The sequence below is a fragment of the Amycolatopsis sp. cmx-11-51 genome (genome assembly GCF_047608665.1).
In the GTDB taxonomy this organism is placed as follows: Bacteria; Actinomycetota; Actinomycetes; order Mycobacteriales; family Pseudonocardiaceae; genus Amycolatopsis.
In genome coordinates this window covers 463,622-481,298 of the sequence record NZ_JADNQO010000003.1, presented here as the reverse complement: position 1 = coordinate 481,298, position 17,677 = coordinate 463,622, and the positions used below count along the sequence as shown (strand labels likewise).

At 68.4% G+C, this 17,677-nt stretch carries 18 protein-coding genes and 2 pseudogenes; 10 read left to right on the top strand and 10 right to left on the bottom strand.

Translation table 11 applies throughout. The features are described 5' to 3' along the window. Positions 1-272: 272 nt before the first annotated feature. Together ACM6LU_RS15680 and ACM6LU_RS15675 are read right to left on the bottom strand one after the other, a co-directional pair. The gene (locus ACM6LU_RS15680; RefSeq protein ID WP_414938400.1) at positions 273-575 is read right to left on the bottom strand and encodes a hypothetical protein; all 303 of its coding nucleotides are present in this window, start codon (positions 573-575) and stop codon (positions 273-275) included. 264 nt (positions 576-839) lie between these two features. After that, on the bottom strand, positions 840-2,402 hold the full coding sequence (locus tag ACM6LU_RS15675) for an adenylate/guanylate cyclase domain-containing protein (RefSeq protein ID WP_414938581.1): 1,563 nt from the start codon (positions 2,400-2,402) through the stop codon (positions 840-842). A 389-nt stretch (positions 2,403-2,791) separates the two neighbouring features. Here ACM6LU_RS15675 and ACM6LU_RS15670 point away from each other — a divergent pair, with 389 nt between their 5' ends. Then, entirely contained in the window at positions 2,792-3,043 is a 252-nt protein-coding gene (locus ACM6LU_RS15670) for a hypothetical protein (RefSeq protein ID WP_414938399.1), read from the top strand. A gap of 45 nt (positions 3,044-3,088) precedes the next feature. Further along, a complete protein-coding gene (locus ACM6LU_RS15665; RefSeq protein WP_414938398.1) occupies positions 3,089-3,553 on the top strand; it encodes a peroxiredoxin in 465 nt (154 codons plus the stop codon). Positions 3,554-3,652: 99 nt separating this feature from the next. Here the strand turns inward: ACM6LU_RS15665 and ACM6LU_RS15660 are convergent, their stop codons facing one another. Beyond that, positions 3,653-4,330: a MerR family transcriptional regulator gene (locus ACM6LU_RS15660; RefSeq protein WP_414938397.1), complete on the bottom strand. Its 678-nt coding sequence runs from the start codon at positions 4,328-4,330 to the stop codon at positions 3,653-3,655. 86 nt (positions 4,331-4,416) lie between these two features. On the opposite strand from ACM6LU_RS15660, the gene ACM6LU_RS15655 reads away from it, so the two are divergent. Further along, positions 4,417-4,956 carry a DUF6194 family protein gene (locus ACM6LU_RS15655; RefSeq protein WP_414938396.1) on the top strand — a complete coding sequence of 180 codons (540 nt, stop codon included), beginning with the start codon at positions 4,417-4,419 and terminating at the stop codon, positions 4,954-4,956. On the opposite strand, the gene ACM6LU_RS15650 is transcribed toward ACM6LU_RS15655, so the two are convergent. After that, complete coding sequence (locus ACM6LU_RS15650; RefSeq protein WP_414938395.1) at positions 4,881-5,420, bottom strand: putative immunity protein; 540 nt, start codon at positions 5,418-5,420, stop codon at positions 4,881-4,883. The two genes, ACM6LU_RS15655 and ACM6LU_RS15650, sit on opposite strands and share 76 nt — an antisense overlap. Before the next feature lie 16 nt (positions 5,421-5,436). Here ACM6LU_RS15650 and ACM6LU_RS15645 point away from each other — a divergent pair, with 16 nt between their 5' ends. Together ACM6LU_RS15645 and ACM6LU_RS15640 are read left to right on the top strand one after the other, a co-directional pair. After that, positions 5,437-6,192 carry a TioE family transcriptional regulator gene (locus ACM6LU_RS15645; RefSeq protein ID WP_414938394.1) on the top strand — a complete coding sequence of 252 codons (756 nt, stop codon included), beginning with the start codon at positions 5,437-5,439 and terminating at the stop codon, positions 6,190-6,192. A 216-nt stretch (positions 6,193-6,408) separates the two neighbouring features. After that, positions 6,409-7,569: a S1 family peptidase gene (locus ACM6LU_RS15640; RefSeq protein WP_414938393.1), complete on the top strand. Its 1,161-nt coding sequence runs from the start codon at positions 6,409-6,411 to the stop codon at positions 7,567-7,569. Between the two features lie 191 nt (positions 7,570-7,760). Here the strand turns inward: ACM6LU_RS15640 and ACM6LU_RS15635 are convergent, their stop codons facing one another. Then, positions 7,761-8,609 carry an SAM-dependent methyltransferase gene (locus tag ACM6LU_RS15635; protein WP_414938392.1) on the bottom strand — a complete coding sequence of 283 codons (849 nt, stop codon included), beginning with the start codon at positions 8,607-8,609 and terminating at the stop codon, positions 7,761-7,763. Between the two features lie 339 nt (positions 8,610-8,948). Further along, positions 8,949-9,062: pseudogene (locus ACM6LU_RS15630) on the bottom strand (alpha/beta fold hydrolase); the annotation flags it as partial. On the opposite strand from ACM6LU_RS15630, the pseudogene ACM6LU_RS15625 reads away from it, so the two are divergent. After that, positions 9,048-9,408: pseudogene (locus tag ACM6LU_RS15625) on the top strand (cupin domain-containing protein); the annotation flags it as partial. The pseudogenes ACM6LU_RS15630 and ACM6LU_RS15625 overlap by 15 nt on opposite strands. Here the strand turns inward: ACM6LU_RS15625 and ACM6LU_RS15620 are convergent. Both ACM6LU_RS15620 and ACM6LU_RS15615 read right to left on the bottom strand, forming a co-directional pair. Next, the gene (locus tag ACM6LU_RS15620) at positions 9,405-10,007 is read right to left on the bottom strand and encodes a response regulator (RefSeq protein ID WP_414938391.1); all 603 of its coding nucleotides are present in this window, start codon (positions 10,005-10,007) and stop codon (positions 9,405-9,407) included. The pseudogene ACM6LU_RS15625 and the gene ACM6LU_RS15620 overlap by 4 nt on opposite strands. After that, positions 10,004-11,122 (bottom strand): histidine kinase, encoded by a 1,119-nt coding sequence (locus ACM6LU_RS15615; protein ID WP_414938580.1) that lies wholly within the window; start codon positions 11,120-11,122, stop codon positions 10,004-10,006. Before ACM6LU_RS15615 ends, ACM6LU_RS15620 begins: the two co-directional genes overlap by 4 nt. A 143-nt stretch (positions 11,123-11,265) precedes the next feature. Between ACM6LU_RS15615 and ACM6LU_RS15610 the strand changes: the two genes are divergently transcribed. Genes ACM6LU_RS15610 through ACM6LU_RS15600 form a run of 3 tightly spaced genes read left to right on the top strand, consistent with a single transcriptional unit; the run spans position 11,266 to position 14,421 of the window. Beyond that, on the top strand, positions 11,266-12,150 hold the full coding sequence (locus ACM6LU_RS15610; protein WP_414938390.1) for an ABC transporter ATP-binding protein: 885 nt from the start codon (positions 11,266-11,268) through the stop codon (positions 12,148-12,150). 32 nt (positions 12,151-12,182) lie between these two features. Continuing rightward, the gene (locus tag ACM6LU_RS15605; protein ID WP_414938389.1) at positions 12,183-12,902 is read left to right on the top strand and encodes an ABC transporter permease; all 720 of its coding nucleotides are present in this window, start codon (positions 12,183-12,185) and stop codon (positions 12,900-12,902) included. A gap of 46 nt (positions 12,903-12,948) precedes the next feature. Then, the gene (locus tag ACM6LU_RS15600) at positions 12,949-14,421 is read left to right on the top strand and encodes an alpha/beta hydrolase (RefSeq protein WP_414938388.1); all 1,473 of its coding nucleotides are present in this window, start codon (positions 12,949-12,951) and stop codon (positions 14,419-14,421) included. 3 nt (positions 14,422-14,424) lie between these two features. Here the strand turns inward: ACM6LU_RS15600 and ACM6LU_RS15595 are convergent, their stop codons facing one another. Further along, a complete protein-coding gene (locus tag ACM6LU_RS15595; RefSeq protein WP_414938387.1) occupies positions 14,425-15,888 on the bottom strand; it encodes an alpha/beta hydrolase in 1,464 nt (487 codons plus the stop codon). A 49-nt stretch (positions 15,889-15,937) separates the two neighbouring features. Further along, the gene (locus ACM6LU_RS15590) at positions 15,938-16,660 is read right to left on the bottom strand and encodes a DUF2306 domain-containing protein (RefSeq protein WP_414938386.1); all 723 of its coding nucleotides are present in this window, start codon (positions 16,658-16,660) and stop codon (positions 15,938-15,940) included. Positions 16,661-16,744: 84 nt separating this feature from the next. Between ACM6LU_RS15590 and ACM6LU_RS15585 the strand changes: the two genes are divergently transcribed. Continuing rightward, complete coding sequence (locus ACM6LU_RS15585) at positions 16,745-17,515, top strand: TetR/AcrR family transcriptional regulator (protein ID WP_414938385.1); 771 nt, start codon at positions 16,745-16,747, stop codon at positions 17,513-17,515. Positions 17,516-17,677: the final 162 nt, after the last annotated feature.

Below are 17,677 nucleotides of genomic sequence, written 5' to 3'. Positions count from 1 at the left end.
AACCCTGTTGATCAGGCTTCGTGACCGGTGCGAGCCCGCGACAATACAGGAATTGGGACACTCAACGTCCCGATTCTCCATCGTCAGCCTTACACAGCGACGAAGAGCCGCTTGACCTGGGAGACCTCGACTTTGCCGGGATCCTGACCTTCCGGGTAGGCAGGGAGGCCCTCACGGACTTCAGGGCCGTCCGCCTGGTGTCACCCACGACCCGCCTGACCAGACACGCCACCGTCGCCCTATCCCGCAAGACCAGTAAATCCCCGTCAGGTTCACAATCCGGCGTCGATCTGGCTGACGACCGAAGTGAAGCCGGTGGGCCCGCCCGCGTTTTGTGCGGAGAAGCCGGTGCCGCGGACGATCTCGGGGATCTGGGCAGGCTGGTTCGGGCAGTACCCGGCCGACGTGCCCTTGCCCGCGGTGCAGAACTGGGCCTGGGTGGCGGTGCCGCCCCGCGACCGCTCGATGCTCGAACCGTCCGCAGCCCGGCACCACTGGTTGTACTGCTGCGCCTGCTGGGTGTAGTTCAGCTGTTTGGTGGCCGCCGTCGCGGCGATCGTGGTCGCGGTCCCCACAGATGTCTCCTTTGACAGGGGGATGGGGAGGGCACGCAGAGGTGCCGCCGACCGGACGGGGTGCTCCGGCCGAGATCACCGTGCGCTGACCCGTCTCCGGGGACAGCGTCCTCAAGGCGCGCGAAAGAAATGCTGTGATCGTTCACAGGGGCCGAGACGGGACACCCGCCAGGAGACAGCGAGTTCACGGCGGGGCGGGCACGGTCTTCGCGCAGGATTCACGGCCCGTTCACCACGGATGTGAATCCACCACGGCCCGGGTTGTCAGGACCTCGGTGTCGCGAGTGTGGTCGGCCGGGTGCGGCCCCGCAAGGTGACGTCCTCCGTCGCCTTCCAATGCCCGGCCTCGCTCTCGTCCGCCGACTCGATCGCGGTCCACGAAGCGAGCAATCGAGCTTCGACGTTCTTCGCCAGTTCCGTCAGCCGGGCGGCTTCGTTGACCGGGTCACCGATCACCGTGTACTCGAACCGCCGCGGGTCACCGACGTTCCCGGCCACCACTTCGCCCGTCGCCACGCCGATCCCGGCCGGGCATTCCGGCACCTCCGCCGCCAGCCTGCGCCCGATCGCCCGGCCCGCGGACAGCGCGAGGGTCGCGTGATCCGCCAGCCGCACCGGTGCGCCGAAGATCGCGAGCGCGGCGTCACCGACGAACTTGTTGACCAGCCCGTGGTTGCGGTCGACCTCGTCGACCACCACCGCGAAGAACCGGTTGAGCAGGGCGACGACCTCCTCGGGCGGACGGCTCGCGGCCAGCGTGGTCGAGCCGATCAGATCGACGAACAACACCGACACCGTCCGCACGGTGCCGCCGAGTTCGGCGGACGTCCGCATCGCCTCGATCGCGACGTCCTCGCCGACGTGTCTGCCGAACAAGTCCCGCAAACGTTCGCGTTCGGCGAGACCGGCGGCCATCCCGTTGAAGCCCGCCTGCAGCAGACCGAGTTCGGTACCGTCGTAGACCGGGATCTCCACGGCGAAGTCACCGGCACGGACCCGGCCCAGCGCGTGCTGCACCGACCGGATCGGGTTCACCACGGCGCGGGCGGTGAACACGGTCACCAGCAGGCCGAAGCACAGCACCACCAAGCCGAGCACGATCACCGAGATGGCGAGTTTCGTGGTCGAGACGTCGCCGCGCACCCACGCCAGCACCCCCGTGACCACCAGACCGGCCACCGGCACCCCGGTGCCGAGGCACCAGAACAGCAGCATCCGCAGGTTGACCCCGCCGCTGAGCGGCCGGGCCGGCGCGGTGCCCGCCAAGGCCAAGGCCACGTACGGCCGCAGGATGAACTCCCCCGCCAGATAAGCGATCGCGCAGACGACCACGCCCGCGAACGCGACCACGAGCAGTTCGGTCAGCGCGACCCGCGGCTGCACCAGCGCGGCGAGTACGCCGAACACCACGGTGGCGATGCCCCACAGCACCGCCTGGACCTGTGTCAGGCGCAACGGGACCCGCAGGCTGGCGGCGCGCTCCGCGTCGGTCGGCGTCCGGCCGTCGGCCGCCCAGCGCAACGTCCGCAGCGCGCCGCGAGTGCCCCACAGCGCCCCCACGACAACGGCGGAGACCACGTAGACGGGAACCGCGATGGCGGTGACGCGGACGAGGTCGCCGGACATGCCGGGAGCGGGCATGAGCAGCACCGCCAGCCCGACCACGACCAGCGCGCCGATGACGTTGGTCGCGATCAGCGTCCCGGTGAGCAGTCCCTGGACGCGACGGCGCAACACGGCCGCGTCCTGATCGAGCGGACCGAGCAGCCAGGAGCCGAACGGCCCTTGCCCGCGGTCCCGCACAGAGGAGTCCTTGACTGGTCGCACCCGTACCCGCCGTTCACCCGGTTTGAGTGCACGACTGTACACCGAAACTCCGCACGTCCCGCAATTAGTCCTCTAGTTGCGGTAGTTGCGCGTGCAAGGACCGCAACTAGAGGACTAATTGCGGGGGTGGCCGGAGCCGACCAGGTGCGCGGCCGGGATCGCCGACGCACCGGTGCCGCACCAGGCGTCGAGAACGCGTTCTCCCGCATGGATTCCGGCGGCCGCCGCGGTGGCCTCGCCGATCGGCTCCTCAAAGATGGCGCGAAGATATCCGTTTCACCCCCAGCCGGGGTCGCACATCGTGGGAACCCGCCTGCGACGGACGGCCGCAGCGGCAGCGCCCATCCGGCGGGCGAACCCCGCGGCATTCCGGTTCTAGCGTGGTAGCCATGAGAAAAACATCGCTCGCCCTGCTCGGCGCGGCCGCCATCACCGGCACGATCGCCAACCCCGCTCCCGCGAGCGCGCTGGAAACGAGGGAGTTCGTGGGCCACGGGTCGAGCGACTTCGGCCTCGAACTCAGCTACGCCCGGCATCACGCCAGGAGCCAGGCGACTTGGGCCGGTTTCACGGACTGCGAAGAGTACGACAAGATCCTTTCCCCGTACAACGCGAGGGTCTTCTGGCGCTGCACGCGCTGAGCCACGGGGGCCAATCCGGCGCGCCCCCGGCTCCGAATGCCCGGCATGGACCAAGGAGACCTCGCCCCGGACTTCACCCTGCCCGACGACAAGGGCCAGGACCGCACGCTGTCGGACTTCCTGTCCTCCGGCCCGGTCGTGCTGTTCTTCTACCCGGCCGCGATGACGGGCGGCTGCACTTCGGAGAGCTGCCACTTCCGCGACCTGGCCGCGGAATTCGGCGAAGTCGGCGCACACCGCGTCGGGATCTGCCCCGACGGCATCACCAAACAACGCCAGTTCTCCACCCTGCACGGCTTCGACTACCCACTGTTGTCCGATGTGGACGGTACCGTCGCCAAACAGTTCGGAGTCTGGCGCAGATTCAGCCCGTTGCACACCAAGCGGCGCACCTTCGTCATCGACACCGACCGCAAGATCCTCAAGGCCGTCAGGAGCGAGCTGAAGTTCGACGTCCACGCCGACAAGGCGCTCGCCGCTCTGCGCGAACGCACGCCCAAGGACGCTTGAGGCGTGGCTCCCCAACTGGGGTTGGCAGGTTGGGTGAGGGATCAGCTGATGTCGCGGCCCGGCCGCGGAAGTCCCGAAGCGAGCTTTGAGAAACACAGTCTAGGCGATCAGCGAAAGCGCGGCGGTACCGTCGAAAAGCGCCCGCGAGCGGGCCGTGATGCCGGCGTCCCGGTCGGCGAGCGCGGAGGCGACGTCCTCCAGCCGCCGGGAGCGCCGCAGCTCCGGCATCAGCGCGCGCAGGGGCGCGACGCGATACCCGGCCAACCGCAGTTGGTGCACGATCCGCACGTCGCGTACCTGGGATGGCGTGTACCGCCGCGTCCCACGCTGATCGCGGCCGGGGACGACGAGCCGTTCCGCGTCCCAGTGCCGCAACGTCGACGGACGCAGGCCGAGCGCCGACGCGAGTTCGGAGACGCTCATCGAGTCCGAGCCGCGCACGTCTTCGATCGATTCGCGGGAGATCACCCGGACGGCTTCCTTGGCCTCCCGCAGGTCCGCGCGCTCCGTGTCGAGCCCGGCGTGGGCCGCGTCGAGGAGTGCGAGCACCTCGGCGAACGGGTCCCGGTGAAAGGCCAGGACGACCTTCTTGGCCTCGACCGGCCCCATCCCGGCGGCAAGCGCGCGGTAGGCCAGCGCGGATCGGAGATGGATCTCCTCGTAGCTCCGGTAACCCGAGGCCGTCCGCGTCGCCGCCGGGAGAACGCCGTCACGTTCGAGGTTGCGCACCTGCTGGACGGAATACCCCGCCCGCCGCGCGATCTCCGCGGTGCGCATTCCGGTTGATTTGAGACTTGGCACCTTCACTCCATCGAAAACAGGCTCGAACTCTCCACATCCACTTTAATGTGACGCTTGAGCACATGACCATCGATGAGATCATCGGCTTCGTGTCCGGCCTCGACGGCGTCCTGGCCCTCACCCCGGCACCCGGCGACGACTGGCCCGAGCTCAGCTGGGGCGACGCGTTCTTCTACTACTCCCCCGATGGCGTCGTCCCGGCGAACGTCCAGCCCTTCGCGACGGTCGTGACCAAGAACTACCCCGATGACGAGGCCTCGCGCCTGGACCGCGCGGACACCTTCCGCGTGAACATCCACGCCGGGAAGGACGAGTTCACCCGGCGACTCGGTCGCACACCTCGGGAAGCGGCCGAGACCGACGTCGATCCCGGTGTGGCCGACACCGTGATCGCCCATCCCGTCTACGGGACCGCGGGCTGGCTGGCGGTGGTGAACCCGGCGTCGCGAACCGAGGCGGTCACCCGCGAGCTGCTCGGTACGGCCTATCAGCGAGCCCGTGCGCGCTACGAACGCCGGGCTCGCGATCAGGGCCGCAACAGCACGTCCAGCATCCGCAGCAATTCCCCCGCCCGGCGGCCACCGTCCGGGGCGTCCGGATAGCGCTTCAGGACGTCCACCACGACGGGACCGGCGAGCCCGGCCATCTTCTCGATGTATCCGGCGCCGACGGCGGGATCGTCGCCGGCGTCGAGTTCGAAGGCGCGGGCCGCGTTGGCGGCGGCCCCGAGGATGTGCGGGACCTGGGTCGCTTTCGCCAGCGGGTGCAGATACGCGGACGCTCCCGCGTGACCGGCGGCGCGGGCCGCGTCGAACGCGGCTTCACGACCGCTTTCCCTGGCGGCCCGCGCCGCCCGGTGCGCGTCCAGCGCGGTCACCCGCAAGGACTTCGTCCGCTTATCCCCGGACGCGAACCGGCGTGCCTCGTCGAGTACGGCCCTCGGGCGCGGGTCATCCGGGCACTCACGCTCGAAGATCGCCAGAGCGGGCTCCGCGCAAGCCACGGCGAAGTCCGTCACCTCACGCAGTTCCGCCAGGTCGAGGTCGATCATGAGGTTCGCAGTCATTCTCTTGACTGTATCGTTGAACCGCCAGTTGGTACTTCGCAGCGACAGTGGCAGGACAGTGGGCCGGAACCTTCAAACCCGTGAGCGGCTCAGGCCGGTCGATCTCGCGCGTGAGCACGGCCTGTCCACCCAAGCCGTCCGCAACTACGAGGCGGACGGGATCCTCCCCGCCGCCGAACGCGGCCCGCACGGATATCGCACCTACACGCCGCTGCACGCGCAAGCCCTGCGCGCGTTTCTCGCCCTCGTGCCGGGGCACGGTCACGCGACGGCGTCGTCGATCATGGTGGCGGTCAACCAGGACGCGATCGAAGAGGCGCTCCGGCTCGTCGACGAGAGCCACGCCCAGCTGCTTGACGACCGCCGCACCCTCCAAGCCGTCGCGGCCGCGCTCCGCGACCTCGAGTCCGTGTCACAGGAACGGGGCGACCTGTTCGTCGGTCCGCTGGCCCGGAAACTCGGCGTCCGGCCGGCCACCCTGCGAAAATGGGAACGCGCAGGCCTTCTCCGGCCCGAACGTGACCCGCGGACCGGCTACCGCGTCTACAGCGCGGCCGACGTGCGCGACGCCAAGCTGACCCATCAGCTCAGACGGGGCGGCTATCTCCTGGAGCGGATCGCGCCGCTGATCGAGCAGGTCCGCTCGGCCGGAGGCGTCGTGCCGCTCGAGTCGACGCTGCACGACTGGCACACCCGGCTCTCGGCAAGGGGACGCGCCCTGCTCTCCGGTGCCGCCGCTCTGGACGCCTACCTCGGCTCACGGAATTCCTGACACTTTTGTGACAATGACACTTCCGCGCAATACGCGGGCAATTCACGTTTTTCGCCTACGAAAGTAGGACCGCTCAGCCGGAACCTACTTTCGGCGCTACGGCGCGCTAGTCGGCCGCTCGTAATGTTCCTCGCGTCGAGATGAACCGCCCGGTCCCTGCTATTTCCGAACATATTCCGGCGGTTCGTCATTCCCTCCTTATCGAAGGAAATTCGCATGCGAATTCGCGGACCCGTCATGCTCACTCTGCTGAGCGCCTGCGCCGGAATAGGCGCACTCGCCGTCCCGGCGACCGCCGCTCCGGCCGCCGCCTACGACCAGACGATGCTCGAGACCCTCGCGTCCCAGCTCGGGGTCAGCCCCCTTCAGGCCGCGCAGAAGCTGGACCACGAGAAGGTCCTGATCTCGTCGCTGGAGAGCATCAGAACCCGCGGCCTCCACACCGACGGCGCGTACTTCGACGACGCGGGCGCCCTCGTGGTGAACGCCACCGACGCCGGATCCGCCCAGGCCCTCCGTTCGGCCGGGCTGACGCCGCGCACCGGCGCCCGCGGTGAGAAGGCGCTGAACACCCTGGCCACCACCGTCGGCACCGTGATCGGCGCCGATGTCACCCAGGTGCAGTCCTGGGGTCCGGAACTCGCGGCCGACCAGGTCGTCGTCACCGTGCAGCCGGGCGCCGACCGCGCCCTCGTCCGGCGGCTTTCGGCGCTGTCCGGCGTGACCGTGCGGACCGGGGTCGCCAACGGCAACACCACGCAGGCCGACGTCATCCCCGGCCAGATCATGGACCTCGACCCCGGCACCAACTGCTCCCTCGGCTTCCCCGGCACCACCAGCGACGGCGACAACGTCCTGCTCACCGCCGGGCACTGCGTCGAAGGCAACCCGGACATCCTCAACCGCAACGGTCAGCACATCGGCCGGGGCGTCGCCACCGAATTCCCGTCGGTCGACATGGGCTTGATGGACATCGACGACGAGGACACCGGCCGCGGCTACGTGGACACCCGCAAGGGCACCACGGTGCGGATCACCGGCAGCTCGAAGGCGCCGGTCGGCACCACGCTGTGCAAGGCGGGCAACACCACCGGCTGGACCTGCGGCAAGATCACCGCCTACAACCAGACGGTCCGCTACAGCGGGGAAAGTGTCGCCACCAGCGGCCTGGCCAAGTCCACCGTCTGCACCGAAGGCGGCGACAGCGGCGGTGCCTACATCGCGGGCAACACCGCACAGGGCTTGACCTCCGGCGGCCCCAACGACGGGCACGACTGTGGCTACAACCAGGGCTCCAACGCCACCGGCTCGTACTCCTACTACCAGCCCGTCGTGGACGCGGCGAACAACTACGGGGTCACGCTGACGCGGTCCTGACCCGTTCTGACGCGCGTTGGCGGGGAGCGGCGGTCGCTCCCCGCCAACGTGGTTTTCGATGGACTGCCAAACCGTCTGAGTGAGGCAGTTCGCCTTCGGGCTTCCCTTTGCCGACCTATGGGAAACCGGGGCGTGACCGTGTGGATTATCGGACGTTAGAATCCACGCAGTCCAGCTCGTCCACCCAGCGATCAGGGTTTACGGGCGACGCCCGCCAAACCACGGGACCCCACCAAACCGTCCGGGTCAGGCAATTCGCCATCGGGCCGCCATTGCGGCAACCACACCAGGCCGGGGTCGACCGGCCGCAGTCCGGTGAAGAACGCGGCGATCTCCTCCCGCCCGCGAAGCGTGACGGCGCTGTTGGTCCGGCGGCGATAGGAATCGACGACGCCCGCCGACCGTTCTTGCAACGCCGTGTCCTCGGCCGGGACGTGGATGTGGGAGAGCGCCACGAGGCTGCCGGACGGCAACCGCTCCAAGTAGCCGCCGAGAGTGGTGTGCGGGGAGGTGTCGTCGGGCATGAAATGCAGCAATGCCACCGCGAGCAGGCCGATCGGCCGGTCGGAATCGATCAGCCCGGTGCCGATCACCTGGTTCCACAATCGTGGGCCGTCGTGGAAATCGCCGTCCAGCGCGGTGTGCCGGGCCGGGTCGGCGGTCTGCTCCAGCAGGATCTCGGCGTGGGCCTGCGCGATCGGCTCGTTGTCGATGTAGACGACCCGGCATTCACCCGGTGCGACCTCCTCGGCGACTTCGTGCACGTTGCCTTGGGTCGGCAGACCGGAACCGATGTCCACGAACTGCCGGATGCCTTGACCGACCATGTAGCGAACGGCGCGCCCGAGGAACGCCCGGTTGGCACGCGCGAAATCCCGCATCGACGGGATCAGCCGTAGCTGTTCCTCGGCGAATTGCTGATCCACCGCGTAGTTGTGCACCCCGCCGAGCAGATAGTCGTACACCCGGCCGACCGACACCTTGTTCACCGAATCCGCCAGCCGCTGTGCCGCGTCCTGGGCGCTCGCTTTCTCCCCCATGGTACGAAGATAGCGGATCCGCCAAGGTCGTGAGTGAAGGGCAAACGTGCCGTGTCGAGTGTCAGGTCCACGAGTCCGAGGCCGGCGTCACGGTTGTCCCAGTGTCACCAGGGATCACGTCGCGGGTAGCAAAGGGCTCTCAGGTCAGGGTCCCGGCAAAGTCGCAGAGCTGCTGGTCAGCGCTCCTGGTGGTAGTCCGGACTTGGCATCGCTAGTGCCTGCCAGGCCCTGGGGCATGTCCCCCTGAATCCTTGTTGATCAAGCTCCTCAACCGGTGTGACCCCGCGACGATGGACCTGCCGCGGGCGACCCCTAAACCACCTTTGCCTTACCCCTCAGTCACGACTTCAGGAACCTGATCAACTCAGCGCTCACGAACTCCGGGTTCTCCTCGGCGAGCCAGTGCCCTGCCCGGGGTACCTCGACCGCGCGGGCGAGGTCGGCGCTCCTCGGACCGGCGACCCGCAAATCCATCTGGCGCCGATCCACCGGCACGGCATGACCTTCCTGCCGCTCACCCGCCGCGCCGGCGGGGTGCAGGCGTTCAAGATGCTCATTCCCGGCCGCCCGGAACCCGCGGAATCCACTGGCGCAGACCCACGGCGGCTACGAACGGGTATATGTCCTCAATGGACGGACCCGGCTGGTGGTCGGCGACCGGGACATGGTCCTGCCACCCGTCGAGGCCGCCGAATTCGACACCTCGCTGCCGCACTGGCTCGGCTCGGCCGACGGGTCGCGCCGTCGAGCCCCTTGTCCTTTCGGACCGCGAGGCGAACGCGCCCACACCATGCGCTAGAGCCAGTCGTGCTCGCGGGCGTACCTTGCCGCCTCGTGCCGGGTCTGGGTCTGGGTCTTCTGCATGGCGTTGGACAAATAGTTGCGCACCGTGCCCTGCGCGAGGTGGAGCTGGGCGGCGATCTCGGCGACGGAATACCCCTCGCCCGTCACCCGCAGGACCTCGAGTTCGCGTTCGGTGAGGGGACAGTCGTCGACGACGGCGAGTGCGGAGACGTCCGGGTCGATCCAGCGTTTGCCCTGGTGCAGGGCGGCGATGACGAACGTGATGTGCGAAGGTTCGGCCGCCTTGCTGACGAACCCCTGGACGCCGAGCTTGAGGGCTCTGCGGAGCACCCCGGGTTTCGCGTGCCGGGTCAGCATGAGGATGACCTGGTTCGGCCGCGTACGACGGATTTCGGCGACGGCGCCGAGCCCGTCCACCCCGGGCATTTCGAGGTCGATGACGAGGACGTCGGGATCGTGCCGCAGCGTGGCCTCGATGGCCTCTTCACCGTTCTCCGCTTCGGCGAGGACGATGATCTCGCCCTCGAGTGGAAGCAGCGCGGCCATTGCCTTGCGGAGCAGGGCCTCGTCGTCGGCGAGCACCACCGTGGTCATCGTTTCTCCAGTGCTTCGGAACGTCCGTGCGGAAAGGCCGCGGCCGTCAAGAACTGCCCGTCCTCCTGTTCGACCGTCAGTTCGCCGCCGTCCGCGACAACGCGTTGTTCGAGCGCGGCCAGCCCCCGGAGTTCGGGCAGCGGTGCTCGCTGGGCGCCGTCGTTGACGATGGTGATACTCCACTCCGACAGCGTGATCCGCACCCGGGTCGCCTGCGCGTGGCGCAGGATGTTGGTCGTGGTCTCGCGGAGGACCTGGCCGAGCACCCTGCCCGCGTCCGGATCGACGTCACCCTCCCGGTTGATGCGCACGCGGATGCCCGCGGCTTCGAAGAGGTTCCTCGCGTTCTCCAGTTCGGCGGCGAGGTTGAGCCGCCGCTGGGCGTAGGCGAGTTCCTTCGTCTGGGTGATCGTCTCACTGACGAGCGCGTGGATCTCCCCCAGTTCTTGCTTCGCCCGCTCGGCGTCGATGTCCACCAGCTTCCTGGCCAGCGCGGTCTTCAACTTCACCACGTGCAGGGTGTGGCCCTGGATGTCGTGCAGGTCGCTCGCGAACCGGACGCGCTCCCGGATGACGGCCAGTTCCGCTTCCCGCTCCCGCGACTCCTCGAGCTCCTTGACGACGTCGTAGAACCTCTTGTTGGGGAACATGAGCCCGAGCACGATGGCGGTGATCGCGGCCGGGACGAAGACGAACTTGACCAGTTCTTCGGACATGTCCTCGTGGGAGACCAGCAGCCGCGCCGCGCCCACCGCCGCGATGTACGCGACGAGCGTGATCGCGGCCGCGACCCGGTGACGGGGAAGTTGGGGAACGACGAAAGAGCCCACGAGAAGGATTCCGAAGAACGCCGAGCTGCCGCCGACCAGCAGCACGGAAAACGGCCACACGAGGGCCGTGACGACCAGGCACGGGATCGCGACCCGCATGAGCTCGCCCGACGTCCACCGCACGAAGGCGACCATGGCCGCCAGCACGCTCGCGCTCAGGACGACCACGTGCCACCAGGTCCGCGCGTCCGACGCCACCACGATCACCCCACCGACGATGAACAGCGGGAGGAACATGGTGAGGTTGAGCTTGCGCAGCTTTCCCCGCGCCGGCTCGGTGTCCACATCAGACATGGTCCCAGTATCGGCCCTCCAGGGCGGCGGGCAACAGTGACACCGCGTCATGGGTTCATCCCGACGAATGTCATGGGCCGATCATGACGTGACCGCACTGGCCGGGAACCACCCGAGACGTTGTGATTCAAGGCATGACTTCGACACCAGTGATCGACGTTGACCGCCTGAACCTGAAGTACGGCGACTTCCACGCCGTGAAGGACCTGTCCTTTCAGGTCGGGCGAGGCGAATTCTACGCCCTGCTCGGCACGAACGGGGCTGGCAAGACTTCGACCTTGGAAACCCTTGAAGGACACCGGACGCCGACGTCGGGCACGGTCAGCGTCCTGGGGAAGAGCCCGCGAGACCGCGCCGCCGTGCGGCCCAAGATGGGCATCATGTTGCAGGAGAGCGGTTTCGCACCGGATCTGACGGTGAAGGAATCGATCCGCCTGATCGGAGCGCTGACCCAGCGCACGGACCGGCTCGAACGCGTGCTCGGCGTCGTGGACCTGACACGTAAGGCGACCACGAAGGTGTCACAGCTTTCCGGCGGTGAGAAGCGGCGGCTGGACTTCGCGACCGCGGTGTACGGCTCGCCCGAGCTGGTGTTCCTGGACGAGCCGACGACCGGTCTGGACATCCAGTCGCGGGACGCGCTGTGGGACGCGGTCGACAAGTTGCGCGAGGACGGTTCGACGATCGTGCTCACCACGCATTACCTCGAAGAGGCCCAGCAACGCGCCGACCGCATCGGCCTGATGCACCAGGGCACCTTCCACCAGGAGGGCACGGTCGCCGAGCTGACGCGGACGCTGCCTGCCGTGATCCGGTTCGGCCTCCCGCCGTCGGCTCCGGCACTGCCGCTGCAGGGCAGGCGGGAGCATGACGGGAAGTTCGTCATCGAGACCTTCGGCCTGCAAAAGGACCTGCACACCCTGCTGCGGTGGGCACAGGACAACGCGATCGAGCTGCGCGAACTGGAAGCGGGCCCGACCCGCCTCGACGACGTGTTCCGCGCCATCGACAACGACTAGCCCACCCTCCCTTTTCGCAAAGGATTCCAGTCATGCTTTCCATAGCCCGCAGCGAACTGATCCAGATCTTCCGGAACCGCTCGGTCCTGATCACCAGTTTCGTGATGCCCATCGCGATCTGCGCGTTCTTCGTCTACCAGCACGAACTCTTCGCGAAGGTGGGCAGTCTCGGCTACATCGCGGCGATCGTGATGTTCACCGTGTGCGCCTTCGGCCTCTACACCAGCTCGGTGACCACGCTGGCGTCGCGCCGCCAGAACCTGTTCCTCAAGCGGCTGCGCTCCACGGCCGCCGGTGACGCGTCCATTCTGACCGGGCTGGTGCTGCCGGTCACCGCCATCGCGCTCGTCCAGGTGGCCGTGATCATGACCGTGCTGGGCATCGTCACCGGTACGCCCGCCAACATCGGCTTGCTGGTGCTGGCCGTCCTCGCCACCGTCGCCATGATGATCGGCCTCGGCCTCGCCACCGCCGGCCTGACCAACTCGCCCGAGCACGCCCAGGTCACCACGCTGCCGGTGACCCTCGGCGTCATCGCGGTCGCCTCCTGGGTCGGCATCTCGGGCACCGACGACCTCACCTTGCTCAAGCGCCTGCTGCCGGGCGGGTCGGCCACCGAACTCGTCGTCAACGCCTGGAACGGCGGTGTGGCCGTCTCGAAATCCCTGCTCCTGCTCGCCCCGACCCTGGCGTGGGTCGTCGTCGCCGTGGCGCTGGCCTCCCGGCTCTTCCGCTGGGAACCGCGCCGGTGACTGTCCGAAGTGGACTTCCATTTTCATCGACCTACGGAGGAAACCCATGCGTAAAGCCCTGATCCCCGTTCTCGCCGCCGCCTTGGCGACCGCGGCGACCCCGGCGGTGGCGTCGGCGTCACCCCCGCCGAAATGGGGGCCGTGCCCGGCGGAGGCGGCCGGCCTCGGGCTGGAATGCGGCACCCTCGACGTCCCACTGGACTACCGCGACCCTGGCGGGAAGACCATCGAGATCGCGATCTCGCGTCTGGCGAGCGCCAAGCCGGAGAAGCGCCGCGGCGTGCTGCTGACCAACACCGGCGGCCCCGGTGGCGAAGGACTGGCCTATCCGGACATCCTCAAGAGGCTGAAGATCCCGCAGGAGGTGCTGGACGGCTACGACGTGATCGGGATGGACCCGCGCGGTGTCCACAACAGCACCCCGGTGACCTGCGGGCTGTCCCTGGAGGAGCATCCGACCAACATCCCGAGGTACGCCCGGAACTCCGCCGACGTCACGAGCGAGGCCCAGCGCGTCGCCGCCGTCGCCGCGAAATGCGGCTCGTCGGCCACGGCGTCGCTCCTGCCGCACATCACCACCGCCAACACCGCCCGCGACATGGACCGGGTCCGCGAGGCACTGGGCGAACGGAAGATCAACTACTTCGGCATTTCGTACGGCACCTACCTCGGTTCGGTGTACACCTCGTTGTTCCCCGAGCGCAGCGACCGGTTCCTGATCGACAGCGCGACCGGCCCCGGCGGCTGGGACGCCCCCTTCTCCCGGTTGTTCGGGCAGGGCGTCGAAGACCGCTTCCCGGACTTCGCGAAGTTCGCCGCCGCGAAGCCCGAATACGGCCTTGGCCGGACACCCGCGCAGGTGACCGCGAAGTACTTCGAACTCGCCGCGCGACTGGACAGGACACCGAGCCCGGACGGCTACAACGGCCAGGTGTTCCGCCACGTCACGTTCGCCGATCTCTACTACGACAAGAACCTGCCGAAGCTGGCCGAAACCTGGCGCGCGCTCGACACCGGGAAGCCCGTGCCGCACCCCGCGTCCACCCCCGCCACCGGGCAGCCGTCCGCCGGGGCCGCGTACCCGCCGGACAACTACATCGCCAGCCAGCTGCACGTGATCTGCAACGACTCCGACTGGCCGGAGGAAATCGGGACCTACCGGCGCAACGTGGCGATCGACCGCTTCCGGCACCCGCTGTTCGGTGCGGCGGCCGCGGACATCACGCCGTGCGCGTTCTGGCCGTCCGAGCCGGTCGAACCGCCGGTGAAGATCACCGACCGCGGCCCGTCGAACGTGCTGATCGTGCAGAACCTCCGCGACCCGGCCACGCCGCTGGCGGGCGCCCGGAAGCTGCGTAAGGCCTTCGGAGACCGCGCCAGGATGGTCACCGTGGACCAGGGCGGGCATTTGGCCTACCTGTTCAAGGACAACAAGTGCGCCAACGACCTCGCGACGGACTTCCTGGTCACCGGCACGCGGCCGCGGCATGATCTCGCCTGCGGCGCTCAGACCTCCTGAGGGTCAGCGGCAGGTCCGATCCGCCGGGAGCTCACCGCTCAGCAAGTGATCCCGCACCGCCGCGTCGACGCACTGGTCACCCTTCAGGAACACGGAGTGCCGGAACGCTCCCGCCACGGTCACCATGCGGGAACCGGCGAGCGCCCTACGCATGGCGAGTTGCCCGGCGTAGGGCGTCGCGGGGTCTCCTGTCGAGCCGAGGAGCAGGGCCGGAGAGGTGTTGTGGATCCGGGTGGCGGGTTCGGCGGGCGCCACGGGCCAGAACGCACACGGCGTGATGTTGCGGGCCAGCGGACCGAACAGCGGCTCGGCGGCACGATGACCCTGGATGTCCCGGTAGTACGTCGCCGGGTCGTGAGAGGCCGCGCGATCGGCGCAGACGACCGGCGTTCCGGCCCGGTCGGTCGCGGCACCGGATCCGGTCGTCAAGCCGTCGAGAAGCGCGGCCAGTGACGGCGAAGGGGTGACGTGCCGCCCGGCCGCCGCGTCCCTCAGTGTCCGCATGACGCCGGCGAACTCGGCCTGTGAAGCGGGTCGGTCGTCGTAGAGGTTCGCGAAGTACAGATAGGGCACCGTGTGACCGTCCACTGTGTACTTACCGACGTCGAGCGGCCGCCGCTCGGCCGACCGCGCGACGTCCCGCACGGCAGCCAGTACCTCGTCCACGGTCTCCCCCAGCCCCTGCCCCACGGCGGTCTTCGCCCAGTTCCGCAACGCCGCGTCGAGCGCCGGCGCGGTCGGACGGAGCAGACCCGGCCCGTACACGTCGGGATCCACCGCCGAATCGAGGACGAACCGGTCTGCCCGCCGGCCGAACATCTGGAGGTACACCGCGCCGAGGTAGGTCCCGTACGACGCGCCGAGGTACGAGATCTTCCGTTCACCGAGCGCGACACGCACGACGTCCATGTCCCTGGCGGTGTTGCGGGTCGACGCGGCGCGCAGCAACTCGTGATCGTTGCCGGAGCAGCCGTGCGCCAGCTTCCTCGCGAACGCCACGCTCTCGCCGAACGTCCTGAGGCTCGGCCCTGCCGAGCGGGTGAACGTGTCGGTCTTCCAGTCGCAGCTCAGCGGCGAACTGCGCCCGACGAACCGGGGATCCATTCCGACCAGGTCGTATCGGGCCGCGATCTCCGGCATCGACGAACCCGCCAGGACCAGTTCCATCGCCGGACCACCAGGCCCGCCCGGATTGAGCATCAGCGTGCCGCGTCGGCGCGCGGGGTCGGTAGCCTTCATCCGGGCCAGCGCGACGGTGATCTCGCGTCCCCGTGGACGGCGGTAGTCGACCGGCACGACGACGTCGCCGCATTGCGCACCGGCCTTGTCCAGCTCCGCGCCCAGTGCGTCTCCAGGGCCGGTCGCGCAACCGTGCCAGGTGATCAAAGGGGCCGCGGCGGCGGGCGTCGCCGGTATCGACGCCCCGGCGACGAGCAGCGCCACCGCGATGACTGTTTTCGTTGGCAACCCGAACTCCCTGATATCAAGAGGCTTTCTCGATATCAGGCTAGGGGCGCTACACCCGCGAGGGCGTCCGTCCCCGGTCGGAGACGTCTACCCCGCTGGGGGGCTTTTTCGGGGTCTTGCGCCGCTCCAGCACCCAGTCCGTGATCAGCAACAGGAGCAAGGGGCTGAGCCAGGCCCCGATACTCACCGCGCTGTACCGCAGGAGCACTTCGCTGCCGCCGAAGGTGGTGTCGAGCTGCGGTGTCAGGACGATCGTGGACACCACGTTGATCACGCGGCTCAGCACGATCGACATCGCGAGGGCGAAACTGCGGGACATCCACCGGCGATGGTCGGCGTAGCGGCGCTGACGCGCCATCCGGATACCGATGATCGTGATCGCGATCCACAGCACCGAACCGACGAGGTTGGCCACCCGCACGGACGGACCGGCCGGGGTGTGCCAGCCGATGTACAGGCCGAGCAGCCCTGCCGGGAGCGCTCCGGCGAAGACGTAGATCCGGCCGGTGATCCGGTGTCCGCGCCGGTAGCGGGCGCGGAACGCGGGCCAGATCTGGAAGCAGGCGGTCACCATGGCGACCGTGCCGAACAGGACGTGCCCCACGAGCAACGGGTAGTAGAGATCGTTCCCCGGTGGCGGTTCGAGCCGGGACTGGGCCGGATCGAGCGTCAGGTACGGCGGTACGGCGAAAGCCAGGAAAGCCACCGCCACCAGCATCAACGGCACGATCCAGGGGCGCCGCCACCAGCGGGGCGCGTTCGACGAGGTCATGGGGATCCGTTCAGGAGAAGACGACCAGAAACTATGTACAGTATACATATGAACGTATGACGTACATAGTTTTAGGATGGCCAGATGGCGACACGCGACAGCAAGAGCCCGGATCTCCAGCGCAGCCTCACGCTGCTGTGGGCCGGGCGTACCCCCGGCAGGCGGGGGCCACGACCGCAGCTCACCGTGGAGCGCATCGCCATGGCCGCGATCGAGGTCGCGGACACCGACGGCCTGGACGCGCTCTCCATGCAGCGCGTCGCCACCGAACTCGGCTACTCGACGATGTCGATCTACAACCACATTCCGAGCAAGGACCTGCTCCTCGAAGTGATGGCCGACTTCGCGGCCGCGAAGCCACCCGAGCTCGACGACACGGACGACTTCCGTGACGCGATCCGGCAGTGGGTCGGCGCGCTCTGGGCCGGTTTCCAGACCCGCCCCTGGCTGCTGCGCGTCCCGCTCGACCACAGCCCGATCGGCCCCAACCAGCTCGCCTGGCTGGACCGCCTGCTCCGGCCGCTGCTGAAGGTCGGACTCGCCCCCGGCGAGGCGAGGGCCGCGGCCCTGCACCTGACCGCCGTCGTCCGCGGCACGGCGCAGATCGGCATGGACATGAACAGCGCGCACAAGACCGACGGCGGACGCCCGCACACGGAAACCGAACTGGCGCAAGCGCTTGACGAACTCATCGACCCGGCGAGTTACCCCGCGCTGGCGGCCGTCCACGCCGCCGAGACCACTGTCCCTTCAGGACACGGCCTGTCCGGAGACGGATCGCTGCCCGCCGAACTCGGCTTCGGCGTGGACCGGTTCCTGGACGGCATCGACGCCTGGGTGGCGAAGAACGACTGAGGCCTCCTTCCCTCGGCTGAGCCGAAGAAACTCGACCTTCACACCTTCCCAGTACATGAAGGCCCCTTCCTCGCGCTAGGCGCAGGGTCCAGGCAAAGCTGCAGACCTGCTTATCAGCGCTGCTGGTGACATTCCGGACTCAACATCGCTAGTGTCGCGTGA